Raw genomic sequence first — 14,805 nt, 5'->3', positions numbered from 1 at the left:
GTAGTTTTAATGTGCGTTTAAATAGCAATTGCGACTCTCCACTAATGAAACAACTACAAGAGACGCTAAACAACATGGCCTTAGCACTTGAAAAAAATATAAATGAGATAGTTAAAATTATAGCCAAATACTCAGAGCATGACTATACTCAAAGAGCTTCAAATGAGAATTTAAAACACTATCTTCTTAAAATGGCTGATGGTGTAAATGAGTTAGGTGATGCTACTGTAGCGATGCTACGCCTATCACAAAAATCCAGTCAAACACTATATGAAGCATCACACAATATGAAAGATGGAATTGATAAATTAAATGAATCATCAAAACTTCAAGCAGCATCTTTACAAGAGAGTGCCGCAGCCGTAGAGGAGTTAAGCAGCTCAATGAATTCTATAAATGAAAGAGCAAATGAGGTTATAAAGCAAAGTGATGATATTAAAAATATTATTATTATCATTAAAGATATAGCTGAACAAACAAATTTACTTGCTCTAAATGCTGCTATAGAAGCTGCTCGTGCTGGTGAACATGGTAGAGGATTTTCAGTTGTGGCCGATGAAGTTAGAACATTAGCTGAAAAAACTGGCAAATCTCTAACTGAAATTGAAGCTAATGTAAATATTTTAACTCAAAGTATTACTGATATGAGTGCTAGCATTAACGAACAAACTGCAGCAATCAATCAAATAAACGAAGCTATGAGCGCTATAGAGAATGGTACAGAACGCAATTATGAAGAAACTACTAAAATAGCTAGTATCTCAAATAATGTTGAAGAGATGAGTGAAGGGATGCTTGCTAATATAAATAAAAATAAATTCTAAATACTAAATTTCGCCGATTATAAAAAAAATTGGCGAAATTTTTTATAATTATTCAAAAAACCCTTGACAAATAAAATAAAATTAGCTATAATTCCAGCTCACAAGTTAAAGGTGCTGGTGTAGCTCAGCCGGTAGAGCAACTGCCTTGTAAGCAGTAGGTCGGCGGTTCGATTCCGTTCACCAGCTCCATTTATCTTTACAGTGTTTGACCAGATACATATAGCAATCATTATTTTAATTACTTAGGGTGAGATACTCAAGTGGCCAACGAGGGCAGACTGTAAATCTGCTGACTATGTCTTCCGTGGTTCGAATCCACGTCTCACCACCATTGCTATACGCGGGAGTAGCTCAGTTGGCTAGAGCATCAGCCTTCCAAGCTGAGGGTCGCGGGTTCGAGTCCCGTTTCCCGCTCCATTTAAATTTGACTGGGAGCTGTTTTTTTGAATTTATATTCTATTCTGCAGTTAATCTTAGTCATTTTTTAGTTTTTCGGTGTTTGTATAATTTTAGTATAACTCTGTTTTGCCAAGCTGAAGTTTCCATATCTAGAAACGCTCATATGGCTCAGAGGTAGAGCACTTCCTTGGTAAGGAAGAGGTCGCGGGTTCAAGTCCCGCTATGAGCTCCATAAAAGTAGAAATAAGAAATACAAAAAATACAAACTTTAAGTATAAAAGTTGAATTTTATAACGGAGGATACAATGGCTAAAGAGAAGTTTTCAAGAAATAAGCCACACGTAAATATTGGTACTATCGGTCACGTTGACCATGGTAAAACTACACTAACAGCTGCTATTTCTGCTGTTTTATCAAGAAAAGGTCTTGCAGAGCTTAAAGATTACGATAATATCGATAATGCTCCAGAAGAAAAAGAGAGAGGTATTACAATTGCTACTTCTCATATTGAATATGAAACAACAAATCGCCACTATGCACATGTTGACTGTCCAGGTCACGCCGACTATGTTAAAAATATGATTACTGGTGCTGCTCAAATGGACGGCGCTATCCTAGTTGTTTCTGCAGCTGATGGCCCAATGCCACAAACTCGTGAACATATACTATTATCTCGCCAAGTTGGTGTTCCATATATCGTTGTTTTCATGAACAAAGCTGATATGGTTGATGATGCTGAACTTTTAGAGTTAGTTGAAATGGAAATTCGTGAACTTCTAAGTGAATATGATTTCCCAGGTGATGACACTCCAATTGTTAGCGGTTCTGCTCTTCAAGCGCTTGAAGAAGCTAAAGCTGGTATAGATGGTGAGTGGTCAGCTAAAATTATGGCTCTTATGGATGCAGTTGATAGCTATATTCCAACTCCAGTTCGTGCAACTGATAAAGATTTCTTAATGCCAATTGAAGATGTATTCTCAATTTCTGGTCGTGGTACAGTTGTTACAGGTAGAATTGAAAAAGGTGTTGTGAAAGTTGGTGATACTATTGAAATCGTTGGTATCCGTGATACTCAAACAACAACAGTTACTGGTGTTGAAATGTTTAGAAAAGAGATGGATCAAGGTGAAGCTGGCGATAATGTAGGCGTTCTATTACGTGGTACTAAAAAAGAAGATGTTGAAAGAGGTATGGTTCTATGTAAGCCAAAATCTATCACTCCACATACACAATTTGAAGGTGAAGTATATATCTTAACTAAAGAAGAAGGCGGTCGTCATACTCCATTCTTTAATAACTATAGACCACAATTTTATGTAAGAACAACAGATGTTACTGGTTCAATCACTCTACCAGAAGGTACAGAGATGGTTATGCCTGGCGATAACCTAAAAATAACTGTTGAACTTATTGCTCCAGTTGCGCTAGAAGAGGGTACAAGATTTGCTATCCGTGAGGGTGGTAGAACTGTTGGTTCTGGCGTTGTGTCTAAAATTATTAAGTAATTTAACTTATGGGTGCGAAATTAATTTGCACCCTTTTTAAGGAAAAAATATGGCAAGTGCAAATAGAGTTAAAATTGGTTTAAAGTGTTCTGAATGTAATGATATTAATTACACAACAACCAAAAATAGCAAAACAAAAACTGAAAAGTTAGAGCTTAAAAAATATTGTCCAAGATTAAAAAAACATACAGTTCATAAAGAAGTTAAGCTAAAATAAGCTAACTTCTTAGCTGTATTTATATAGGGCAATAGCTCCAACGGTAGAGCGCCGGATTCCAAATCCGATGGTTGGGGGTTCGAATCCCTCTTGCCCTGCCACAAAAGGTTAGATATGGAAAAGTTTATAAGTTATTTAAAATTATCACGTGCAGAAGTTGGCAAGGTTATATTTCCTACCAAAGAGCAGATTAGAAATGCTTTTATAACAGTTTTTGCTGTTGTGACTATAGTTTCTTTATTTTTGGCTTTGGTTGATTTAATTATGTCATTTTCTGTTTCTAAGCTTGTATAAGGACATATTATGGCACATAAGTGGTATGCTATTCAAACTTATGCAGGTAGTGAGATGAGTGTCAAAAGAGCCATTGAAAATCTAGTAAAAGATCATGGTATTGAAGAGAAACTTTTAGAAGTTATCGTTCCTACTGAAGATGTAATTGAGATTAAAAATGGAAAGCAAAAGATTAATGAAAGAAGCCTATATCCAGGTTATGCTTTCGCTTATTTGGATCTTGATACTGCACTTTGGCACAAAATTCAGTCTCTTCCTAAGGTTGGCAGATTTATTGGTGAAGCAAAGAAACCTACACCTTTGAGTGATAAAGATATAAATCTTATTTTAGAAAAGGTTAGTAAAAGAGCAGCGCCTAAACCAAAAATTTCATTTGAAACTGGCGAAATTGTTCGTGTTACAGAAGGCTCATTTGCAAACTTTAACGCAACTGTAGAAGAGTATGATATGGTTCATGGTAAACTTCGCTTAAATGTATCAATATTTGGTAGAAGTACACCTGTTGAAATTATGTATTCACAAGTTGAAAAGATAGTCTAAGGAGATAGTTTATGGCTAAAAAAGTTGTAGGTGAAATTAAATTGCAAATTGCAGCTACAAAAGCAAATCCAAGTCCACCAGTTGGTCCTGCTCTAGGTCAAAAAGGTGTAAATATTATGGAATTTTGTAAAGCATTTAACGAAAGAACAAAAGATATGGCTGGTTATAATATTCCAGTTGTTATCACTGTTTATGCAGATAAAAGCTTTACATTTATCACAAAACAACCACCAGCGACTGATCTAATCAAAAAAGCTGCTGGCATCACTAAAGGTGCGGATAATCCGCTTAAAAATAAAGTTGGCAAGTTAACAAAAGCTCAAATTCTTGAGATTGTTGATAAAAAAATAGTTGATATGAATACAAAAGATAGAGAGCAAGCTGCTAAAATTATAGCTGGTTCAGCTCGTTCTATGGGTATAACTGTAGTAGATTAATCCTTACCACTAGGATTTAAAATTAGTGGTAGCACTTTAAAAATGCGGAGAAATTAATGTCAAAAAAAACTACAAAGAGATTTGCAGAACTACTTAAGAAAGTAGATTCAAATAAAATTTATAATTTAGATGAAGCTATATCGACAGTTAAAACACTTGCTTCAGCTAAATTTGATGAAACAGTTGAAATAGCACTTAAATTAAATGTTGATCCTAGACATGCTGATCAAATGGTTCGTGGTTCAGTAGTTTTACCTGCTGGTACTGGTAAAACTGTAAGAGTAGCAGTAATTGCTAAAGATGCTAAGGCTGATGAAGCTAAAGCATCTGGTGCTGATATAGTTGGCGCTGAGGATTTTGTTGATGAAATTGCTAAGGGAGTTATCAATTTTGATGTGCTTATTGCTACTCCAAATTTGATGGGCTTAGTTGGTAAAATTGGTCGTCTTTTAGGACCAAAAGGCTTAATGCCAAATCCTAAAACTGGTACAGTAACTATGGATGTTGCTCAGGCTGTTAAAAATGCTAAAGGTGGTCAAGTTAACTTCCGTGTTGATAAACAAGGAAATATTCATGCTGGTCTAGGTAAAGTTAGCTTTACAAAAGAGCAGCTAAATGATAATATCTCTGCCTTTATTAAGATGATAAATAAACATAAACCTGCAGCTGCAAAAGGTAAATATATTAAATCGGCAGCACTATCTTTAACAATGAGTCCATCTATATCTCTTGAAACTCAAGAGCTTATGGATCTTAAATAATTAATATTTTTATCTTAGATTGGAGATAGCCGAGGCGTAAGCTTAATTGAGCGTATTTTCGCTCTCTCTGCTTGAAATCACCGGTCGGAAAGGAGAATGAAAGTGACTAGAAACGAAAAAGCTGAAATTATTTCAAACCTTGAGGCTGAATTTAAAGCTAGCGAAGCTATAGTAGTATGTGACTATAGAGGTTTAAGTGTTAAAAAACTTGAGGCGTTAAGAATTGCTGCTAAAGAGCAAAATGTAAAAGTTCAAGTTATTAAAAACACTTTAGCAAAAATAGCTTTGAATAACTCTGCTAAAGATGGTATGGAGCTTAAAGATACAAATATCTTTGTATGGGGCGAAGACCAACTAGCGGTTACTAAAGTTGTAGCTAAATTTGAAGAAGCTAATAAAGATCTATTTAAAATCAAGACAGCTTATATTGATGGTGAGGTTGCTCCTGTATCTAAAGTTGTTGCATTGTCAAAAATGCCGTCTCGCAACGAGCTTATTGCTATGCTACTACAAGTTTGGAATGCGCCAATTCAAAATTTCACTATTGGTTTAAATGCGCTTAAAGAGAAAAAAGAGCAATCTGCTTAATTTAAAAAATAAAATTTAGGAGAATTAAAATGGCAATAACTAAAGAAGATGTATTAGAGTTTATTTCAAATTTATCAGTTCTTGAACTAAGTGAATTAGTAAAAGAATTTGAAGAAAAATTTGGTGTAAGTGCTGCTCCTGTTATGGTAGCTGGTGCTGTTGCTGGAGGTGCTGCTGAAGCTGCTGAAGAAAAAACTGATTTCAATATCGTTTTAGTTGATAGTGGTGCTAAAAAAATAGAAGTAATTAAAGTTGTTCGTGCTTTAACTGGTCTTGGTCTTAAAGAGGCTAAAGATGCTGTTGAAGGTACTCCATCAGTTCTTAAAGAAGGTGCGAGCAAAGAAGAAGCTGAAGCAGCTAAAAAACAACTTGAAGAAGCTGGCGCCAAAGTCGAACTTAAATAATTTACAATTTTGTAGAAGCGAGATTTTCTCGCTTCCAACTCCATTGTCGTTTTTACGACGTTCTTTCAATTAACTATTCTATAGAGGTAATAAAATGCTAAATAGCCTTTATTCTGGAAATCGTCTTAGGGTAGATTTTTCTAATGTTGCTAAAGAGATTGATGTTCCAAATTTATTACAATTACAAAAAAAGAGTTTTGATCATTTTTTAAATCTTGATAATTCACAAACCGAAAGCGGAATCGAAAAAGTATTTAAATCTATTTTTCCTATTCACGATCCGCAAAATAGACTTTCACTTGAATATGTCAGTAGTGAAATAGGTAAGCCTAGATACACAATTAGAGAGTGTATGGAAAGAGGCTTGACATATTCTGTAAATTTAAAAATAAAAATTAGATTAATAGTTCATGATAGAGATGAAAAAACAGGTGAAAAAATTGGAGTAAAGGATATCAAAGAACAAGAGATATTTGTTCGTGAAATTCCTTTAATGACCGATAGAATTTCATTTATTATTAATGGTGTTGAGAGAGTTGTTGTTAATCAGCTGCATAGAAGCCCAGGTGTGATTTTTAAAGAAGAAGAGAGTCCTACTGTTGTAAATAAACTTATTTATACAGCTCAAATTATCCCAGATCGTGGATCTTGGTTATACTTTGAGTATGATACAAAAGATGTATTATATGTCCGTATTAATAAGCGTCGTAAAGTTCCTATTACTATTTTATTTAGAGCGTTGGGATACAAAAAACAAGATATTGTGAAGTTATTTTACCCTATGCAAACTCTAAAAATTCAAAATAATAAATTCTTAGTAGAGTTTAATCCAGATGACTTTACTGGTAGGGTTGATTATGATATTAAAGATGAAGATGGCAATATCTTACATCAAGCTGGTAAGAGATTAACTAGAAAAAAAGCTGATAAATTAATAGAAGATGGCGTTAAATTTATAGAATATCCGCTTGAAACATTGGTAAATAGATATCTTGCTAGTCCTGTTATCGATAAAGATAGTGGTGAGGTTTTATATGATACTCTTACACAACTTGATGAGAATAAGATAGCTAAAATCGCTAATGAGCAAGATAGTATAGAGATAGCAAATGATTTAGCAAATGGAGTCGATGATGCTATTATTAACTCATTTTTGCAAGATTATGAGACTCTTAAACTTCTTAAACAAACAGAAGGCGTAGAAGATGAAAATGATCTAGCTGCAATTAGAATTTATAAAGTTATGCGTCCAGGTGAGCCTGTAGTTAAAGAAGCGGCTAGAAGTTTTGTTAATGATCTATTTTTTAATCCTGAAAGATATGATTTGACCAAAGTCGGTCGTATGAAGATGAATCATAAATTAGGCCTAAATGCTCCTGAATATGTCACAGTTTTGACAAATGAAGATATCATTAAAACTGCTAAATATCTAATTAAGGTAAAAAATGGTCAAGGTCATATAGACGATAGAGACCATTTAGGTAATCGCCGTATTCGTTCTATTGGTGAGCTTTTAGCTAATGAGCTTCATTTAGGTTTTGTAAAAATGCAAAAGGCTATTAGGGATAAATTTACAAGCCTAAGCAACAATATCGATGAGATTATGCCATATGATCTTGTAAATCCTAAAATGATTACCACTACTATTATGGAATTCTTTACCGGTGGTCAGCTAAGTCAGTTTATGGATCAAACTAATCCACTTAGTGAAGTTACTCATAAGCGTAGATTATCAGCACTTGGCGAGGGTGGGTTGGTAAAAGAGAGAGCCGGATTTGAAGTTCGTGATGTCCATCCAACTCACTATGGTAGAATTTGTCCAGTTGAGACCCCAGAAGGTCAAAATATCGGTCTTATAAATACTCTTTCTACATATGCTAAAGTAAATGATTTAGGCTTTGTTGAATCTCCATATCGTAAAGTAGAAAATGGTAGAGTAACAAATGAAATCGTCTATCTTACAGCAACTCAAGAAGAGGGTCATATTATTGCTCCAGCATCTACAATCTTAGATGAGAATGGTATGATTAGCGAGGATTTAATAGAGGTTAGACAAGATGGTGAGATGATACTTGCCAAAAGAGATGATGTAACACTAATTGACCTTTGTAGCGGTATGGTAATGGGTGTTGCTGCTTCATTGATTCCATTTTTAGAGCATGATGATGCTAACCGTGCGCTTATGGGTTCAAATATGCAACGCCAAGCTGTGCCTCTTTTAAAATCAACTGCACCTATTGTAGGTACAGGTATGGAAGCTATTGTAGCACGTGATGCTTGGGAAGCTATTAAAGCAAGACGTGGCGGTGTAATAGAAAAAGTTGATAATAAAAATATATTTATTCTAGGCGAAGATGAAAATGGTCCATATATAGATCAATACACCATGGAAAAAAATATGCGTACCAACCAAAATACGACATTTAGCCAACACCCAATCGTAAAAAAAGGACAAAAAGTAGAAGCTGGTCAGATAATTGCCGATGGTTCTAGTATGGATCAAGGTGAGCTAGCAATTGGTAAAAATGCCTTAATTGCCTTTATGCCGTGGAATGGATATAACTATGAAGATGCTATTGTGATGAGCGAGAGAATGATTCGCACAGATGCATTTACTAGTGTTCATATCTATGAAAAAGAGATTGAAGCTAGAGAGCTAAAAGATGGCGTAGAAGAGATTACTAGAGATATTCCTAATATGAAAGAAGAAGAGATCGAGCATCTAGATGAAAGTGGTATCGTAAGAATCGGAACTCATATAAAACCAGGTATGATTTTAGTAGGTAAAGTATCTCCAAAAGGTGAAGTTAAGCCAACTCCAGAAGAAAGACTTCTAAGAGCAATCTTTGGCGAAAAGGCTGGCCATGTAGTAAATAAATCCCTATACGCTCCAGCAAGCATGGAAGGCGTGGTAATCGATGTTAAAATCTTTACTAAAAAAGGCTATGAAAAAGACTCAAGATCATTTAAAGCCTATGAAGATGAGAAAAATATCTTAGAAAAAGAGCATCACGATAGACTTTTAATGCTTGACCGAGAAGAGATGTTAAGAGTAACTGCTTTACTAGCTAATAACGAACTCCAAAGCGATTTAGAAGTTGGTAAAACTACATATGTAAAAGGTCAAAAGATACAAAAAGAGTATCTTGCCAATATAAATAGATTTACTCTAAATTCATATGTAAAAAGCTTTAGTAAAGATGTACAAAAAAGCTATGAAGATATGAAAGCTTACTTCCAAAATGAGAAGAAAAAATTAAAAGATGAGCATGATGCTAAGCTTGAAATTTTAGAAAAAGATGATATTTTGCCAAGCGGAGTAGTCAAACTTGTCAAAGTATATGTAGCTACTAAGCGTAATCTAAAAGTTGGAGATAAAATGGCTGGTCGCCATGGTAATAAAGGTATTGTATCAAATATCGTTCCAGATGTAGATATGCCATATCTTCCAGATGGTAGATCAGTAGATATTGTTTTAAATCCACTAGGCGTTCCTAGTCGTATGAATATTGGTCAAATTTTAGAAAGCCACTTAGGTCTTGTAGGTATGAAGCTTGGCGAGCAAATTCAAGAGATATTTGATAGAAAGTCAAAAGAGTGGATAACAGAATTAAGAGCTAAAATGATTGAAATAGCTGATGTATCAAGACTAATGGATGCCAAAGCAATATTAGAAAAAATCGATGATGAGAAGCTAATAGAATATGCAAGAGATTGGGCAAGCGGTGTAAGATTTGCTACTCCTATATTTGAAGGGGTTAAGGCTGAAGAATTTAGCAAATTGTTTGAGATGGCAAAGATCGATATGGATGGTAAAACTGAATTATACGATGGTAGAACCGGATCTAAGATGGCTGAGCGTGTAAATGTCGGTTGTATGTATATGCTAAAACTTCACCATCTAGTAGATGAAAAAGTCCATGCTAGAAGTACTGGCCCATATAGCTTAGTTACGCAGCAACCAGTTGGCGGTAAAGCATTAAGCGGTGGTCAAAGATTTGGTGAGATGGAGGTTTGGGCTTTAGAGGCTTATGGTGCTGCCCATACACTTCGCGAGATGCTAACTGTAAAATCTGATGATGTTGAAGGAAGATGGCTAGCTTATAAAGCATTAACTAGAGGTGAAAATGTCCCAAGTACTGGTATTCCAGAGACATTTTTTGTTTTAACAAACGAGCTAAAATCTCTAGCACTAGATGTTGAGATTTACGATGAGGATAATGATAATGAGTGAGTTAAAACCTATAGAGATTAAAGAAGATGCAAGACCAAGGGATTTTGAAGCATTTAAATTAAGATTAGCAAGTCCTGAACGTATAAAAGCATGGAGTTATGGCGAAGTTAAAAAGCCTGAAACCATCAACTATAGAACTCTAAAACCAGAAAGAGATGGTCTATTTTGTGCTAAAATATTTGGGCCTATTAGGGATTATGAGTGCTTATGTGGCAAATATAAAAAGATGCGCTATAAGGGTATCAAATGTGAAAAATGTGGAGTTGAAGTTACAAGCTCTAAAGTTCGCCGTTCTAGAATGGCGCATATCGAGCTAGTTACCCCAGTGGCGCATATTTGGTATGTAAATTCACTTCCTAGTCGTATAGGTACGCTTCTTGGTATTAAAATGAAAGACTTAGAGCGTGTATTATACTATGAAGCATATATAGTAGAAAATCCAGGCGAAGCATACTATGATAACGAAAATAGCAAAAAAGTTGAAATTTATGATGTCTTAAATGAAGAGCAATATATACTTTTAGAACAAAGATTTGCCGATAGTGGATTTAGTGCTAGAATGGGTGGTGAAGTCATCCGTGATATGCTTGAAAATTTAGATTTAGTAGCTATTTTAGAGCAGTTAAAAGTTGAGATAGATAACACAAATAGTGAAGCTAAGAAGAAGAGTATTGTAAAAAGACTAAAAGTAGTTGAGAGCTTTTTAAATTCAGGTAACCGCCCTGAGTGGATGATGATAACAAATTTACCTGTTTTACCGCCTGATTTAAGACCTCTTGTTAGCCTTGATGGTGGTAAATTCGCAGTTAGTGATGTCAATGATCTATATAGAAGAGTTATCAATCGTAATGCAAGGCTAAAACGCCTTATGGAGCTTGATGCGCCCGAGATTATTATCCGTAACGAAAAGAGAATGTTACAAGAGTCAGTTGATGCTCTATTTGACAATGGCAGAAGAGCAAATGCTGTAAAAGGTGCGAATAAACGCCCACTAAAATCTCTAAGCGAGATTATCAAAGGTAAGCAAGGGCGCTTTAGACAAAATTTGCTTGGTAAAAGGGTGGATTTCTCTGGTCGTAGCGTTATCGTTGTTGGCCCTAGACTTAGGATGGATCAGTGTGGATTGCCTAAGAAGATGGCTTTAGAGCTATTTAAGCCACATCTTTTAGCTCGCTTGGAAGAAAAAGGCTATGCGACAAATGTTAAATTAGCCAAAAAAATGATAGAAGATAAGACAAATGAGGTTTGGGAGTGCCTTGAAGAGGTTGTTGCTGATCATCCAGTACTACTAAATAGGGCGCCAACTCTACATAAAATGTCTATCCAAGCATTTCACCCAGTACTAATAGAAGGTAAGGCTATTCAACTTCACCCACTTGTTTGTTCAGCTTTCAACGCTGACTTCGATGGTGACCAAATGGCTGTTCATGTCCCTTTATCTCAAGAGGCAATTGCTGAGTGTAAAATTTTAATGCTTAGCTCTATGAATATCTTGCTTCCAGCAAGTGGTAAGGCTGTGACAGTTCCTAGCCAAGATATGGTTTTGGGGATCTATTATTTAAGCCTTGAAAAAGTAGATGTAATAGGTTCAAATAAAATTTTTGCTAGCGTTGATGAAGTTATGATAGCAGTTGAGACTCACTTCCTTGATCTACATGCTAAGATTAAGACAATGGTAGATGGTAGGACTGTATTTACAACTGCGGGAAGATTGATTATCAAATCAATTCTACCTGATTTGGGAGAGAATTCAGTTCCAGAGAGTATGTGGAATAAGGTAATGAAGAAAAAAGACATAGCAAATTTAGTTGATTATGTCTATAAAAACGGAGGCTTAGAATCCACAGCGGGATTTTTAGATAAGCTTAAAAATCTTGGGTTTAGATACGCTACAAAAGCTGGAGTTAGCATATCAATAGCTGATATAATAGTATCTGATAGCAAATATTCATATGTAGATGAAGCTAAAAAAAGAGTTCGTGAAATCCAAAATCAATATGGCTCAGGTTTGCTAACTGATTCAGAAAGATACAATAAAATTGTTGATATATGGACAGATACAAACAACAAAGTAGCTAGTGATATGATGAAACTCATCAAAAATGATAAGAGCGGATTTAACTCTATTTATATGATGGCTGATAGCGGTGCTAGGGGTAGTGCGGCTCAAATTCGCCAACTTGCTGGTATGCGTGGTCTTATGGCTAAGCCTGATGGTAGTATTATTGAGACACCAATTACTTCAAATTTCCGTGAGGGTCTAAATGTCCTTGAGTATTTCATCTCAACACACGGCGCTAGAAAAGGTCTAGCTGATACTGCGCTTAAGACAGCAAATGCTGGATATCTAACAAGAAAATTAATTGATGTTGCTCAAAATGTTAAGATTACAATGGATGATTGTGGCACTCACGAAGGTGTTGAAATTACTGAAATCACTGAGAGTGGTGAGTTAATCGAGAGTTTAGAAGAGAGAGTTTTAGGTAGAGTATTAAGCGATGATGTTATCGATCCTATTACTAATGAAATTTTATACACAGAAGGCACATTAATCGATGAAGCTAAGGCTAGAGTAATTATCGAAGCTGGTATAAAATCAATTAGCATTAGAACACCAATCACTTGTAAAGCGCCAAAAGGCGTATGTGCGAAGTGCTATGGCATAAATCTAGGTGAGGGCAAACTAGTTAAACCAGGTGAAGCCGTAGGTATTATCTCAGCTCAATCAATCGGCGAGCCAGGAACTCAGCTAACGCTAAGAACTTTCCACATCGGTGGTACTGCCTCTACTGAACAACAAGATAGACAAATCGTAGCACAAAAAGAGGGCTTTATAAGATATTATAACCTAAAAACCTATGAAAACAATGGCAAATCTATAGTGATAAATAGACGCAACGCTGCTATATTGTTGGTTGAACCAAAGATTAAAGCCCCATTTGATGGTGTTATAGATATTGAAGTTGCTCATGAGGATGTAAATATTATCGTAAAAGGCAAAAAAGACGAAGTTAAATATGTCTTAAGAAAGCACGACCTTGCTAAACCAAATGAGCTAGCTGGTGTAAGCGGTAAAATAGATGGTAAATTCTATATTCCTTACTCAAAAGGTGATGAAGTAAAAGAGAATGAAAGTATCGTAGAGATGATTAAAGATGGATGGAATATTCCAAATCGTATTCCATTTGCAAGTGAAGTTAAGGTAGCTGATGGCGATCCAGTAACTCAAGAGATTGTAGCTAGTGCGCATGGTGTGCTAAAATACTATATCTTAAAAGGTGATTATCTAGAGAGAATTAGAGAGATTAAAAAAGGCGATATAGTAGCAGAAAAAGGTCTATTTGTCGTAGTAGCGGATGAAGAAGATAGAGAGGCTGTGCGTCATTATATCCCACGAAATAGCGTAATTGAATTTGATGATAGCTCTGATGTAGTAGCTACTGATATCTTAGCTAAACCACAGGTTGATTCTAAGCTAGTTATAGCTGAGTGGGATCCATACTCAAATCCAGTAATCGCTGAAGAAGCTGGTATAGTGGCATACGAAGATATCGAGCCAGGATATAGTGTAACAGAGCAATACGATGAAGCAACAGGCGAGAGCAGGCTAGTTATTAATGAGTATCTACCAAGTGGAGTTAAACCTACAATTGTTATTACAACTGATAATGGCAAATTAATTCGCTATCAACTAGAGCCAAAAACTGCGATATTTGTCAAAGATGGTGCTACAGTTCAAAGAGCTGATACTATAGCTAAAACACCAAAAGCTGTAGCAAAATCAAAAGATATCACCGGAGGTCTTCCTAGAGTTTCAGAGCTATTTGAAGCTCGTCGTCCTAAAAATACAGCAATAATTGCTGAAATCGATGGCGTTATTAGATTTGAAAAGCCTTTACGCTCTAAAGAAAGAGTAGTAATAGTAGCCGAAGATGGCACAACGGCTGAGTATCTAATCGATAAATCAAGACAAATTCAAGTCCGTGATGGCGAGTTTGTTCATGCTGGTGAGAAATTAACTGATGGTTTAGTAAGTAGTCACGATGTGCTAAGAATTCTTGGAGAGAAGGCACTTCATGGATATCTAATTAGCGAAATTCAGCAAGTTTATCGCTCTCAAGGCGTTGCTATTAGTGATAAACATATTGAGATTATTGTATCTCAAATGTTAAGACAGATTAAAATTGTAGATAGTGGCGATACGAATTTCATCGTAGGCGATATGGTTAGCCGTCGTAAATTCCGTGAAGAAAATGAGAAAATCATTAAAATGGGTGGCGAGCCAGCGATCGCAGAGCCTGTGCTTTTAGGCGTTACTAGAGCAGCTATCGGTAGTGATAGCGTCATCTCTGCGGCCTCTTTCCAAGAGACTACAAAAGTGCTTACAGAAGCTAGTATAGCGGCTAAATTTGACTACCTTGAAGACTTAAAAGAAAATGTTATTTTAGGTCGTATGATACCTGTGGGTACTGGTCTTTATCAAGATAAAAAAATCAAGATGAAGTATAAAGATTAATAAACTACAAAAAATTAAGTAAAATTCGGATCATTGATCTGAATTTTACTTAAATTCTAGTTTATTTTTGTGGAGCACTTGAAGTA

General features: G+C 35.5%; 10 protein-coding genes, 5 tRNA genes and 1 pseudogene. All 16 read left to right on the top strand.

Annotated features, from left to right (window positions below):
• Nucleotides 1-437 precede the first annotated feature (437 nt).
• Nucleotides 438-824: pseudogene (locus CIGNP103_RS08440) on the top strand (methyl-accepting chemotaxis protein); the annotation flags it as partial.
• A gap of 113 nt (nucleotides 825-937) precedes the next feature.
• Nucleotides 938-1,013: transfer RNA gene (locus tag CIGNP103_RS02605), tRNA-Thr, on the top strand.
• Nucleotides 1,014-1,070: 57 nt separating this feature from the next.
• Nucleotides 1,071-1,155: transfer RNA gene (locus CIGNP103_RS02600), tRNA-Tyr, on the top strand.
• 9 nt (nucleotides 1,156-1,164) lie between these two features.
• Nucleotides 1,165-1,241: transfer RNA gene (locus CIGNP103_RS02595), tRNA-Gly, on the top strand.
• 139 nt (nucleotides 1,242-1,380) lie between these two features.
• Nucleotides 1,381-1,455 (top strand) — tRNA-Thr (locus CIGNP103_RS02590).
• Nucleotides 1,456-1,528: 73 nt separating this feature from the next.
• Nucleotides 1,529-2,728, top strand: coding sequence for an elongation factor Tu (gene tuf, locus CIGNP103_RS02585; RefSeq protein ID WP_086224020.1), 1,200 nt, complete (start codon nucleotides 1,529-1,531; stop codon nucleotides 2,726-2,728).
• 49 nt (nucleotides 2,729-2,777) lie between these two features.
• The gene (gene rpmG, locus CIGNP103_RS02580; RefSeq protein WP_086226555.1) at nucleotides 2,778-2,945 is read left to right on the top strand and encodes a 50S ribosomal protein L33; all 168 of its coding nucleotides are present in this window, start codon (nucleotides 2,778-2,780) and stop codon (nucleotides 2,943-2,945) included.
• A 25-nt stretch (nucleotides 2,946-2,970) separates the two neighbouring features.
• Nucleotides 2,971-3,046, top strand: a tRNA-Trp gene (locus CIGNP103_RS02575).
• A gap of 13 nt (nucleotides 3,047-3,059) precedes the next feature.
• A complete protein-coding gene (secE, locus tag CIGNP103_RS02570) occupies nucleotides 3,060-3,239 on the top strand; it encodes a preprotein translocase subunit SecE (RefSeq protein ID WP_086224022.1) in 180 nt (59 codons plus the stop codon).
• A gap of 6 nt (nucleotides 3,240-3,245) precedes the next feature.
• Nucleotides 3,246-3,779 carry a transcription termination/antitermination protein NusG gene (gene nusG, locus CIGNP103_RS02565; protein WP_180381787.1) on the top strand — a complete coding sequence of 178 codons (534 nt, stop codon included), beginning with the start codon at nucleotides 3,246-3,248 and terminating at the stop codon, nucleotides 3,777-3,779.
• Nucleotides 3,780-3,790: 11 nt separating this feature from the next.
• On the top strand, nucleotides 3,791-4,216 hold the full coding sequence (gene rplK, locus CIGNP103_RS02560; protein WP_086224024.1) for a 50S ribosomal protein L11: 426 nt from the start codon (nucleotides 3,791-3,793) through the stop codon (nucleotides 4,214-4,216).
• Between the two features lie 56 nt (nucleotides 4,217-4,272).
• A complete protein-coding gene (gene rplA / locus CIGNP103_RS02555; RefSeq protein WP_086252542.1) occupies nucleotides 4,273-4,977 on the top strand; it encodes a 50S ribosomal protein L1 in 705 nt (234 codons plus the stop codon).
• A gap of 102 nt (nucleotides 4,978-5,079) precedes the next feature.
• Nucleotides 5,080-5,565, top strand: a complete 486-nt coding sequence (rplJ, locus tag CIGNP103_RS02550) for a 50S ribosomal protein L10 (protein ID WP_086241091.1) — start codon at nucleotides 5,080-5,082, stop codon at nucleotides 5,563-5,565.
• A 29-nt stretch (nucleotides 5,566-5,594) separates the two neighbouring features.
• A complete protein-coding gene (gene rplL, locus CIGNP103_RS02545; protein ID WP_086224027.1) occupies nucleotides 5,595-5,969 on the top strand; it encodes a 50S ribosomal protein L7/L12 in 375 nt (124 codons plus the stop codon).
• Between the two features lie 94 nt (nucleotides 5,970-6,063).
• Entirely contained in the window at nucleotides 6,064-10,203 is a 4,140-nt protein-coding gene (gene rpoB / locus CIGNP103_RS02540) for a DNA-directed RNA polymerase subunit beta (protein ID WP_086252543.1), read from the top strand.
• Entirely contained in the window at nucleotides 10,196-14,719 is a 4,524-nt protein-coding gene (gene rpoC, locus CIGNP103_RS02535; RefSeq protein ID WP_086268528.1) for a DNA-directed RNA polymerase subunit beta', read from the top strand. Before rpoB ends, rpoC begins: the two co-directional genes overlap by 8 nt.
• Nucleotides 14,720-14,805: the final 86 nt, after the last annotated feature.

This window comes from Campylobacter sp. P0103, from assembly GCF_002139545.1.
GTDB lineage: Bacteria > Campylobacterota > Campylobacteria > Campylobacterales > Campylobacteraceae > Campylobacter > Campylobacter devanensis.
The sequence above is the reverse complement of the archived record's forward strand: the minus strand, read 5'-3'. Positions and strand labels throughout refer to the sequence as shown.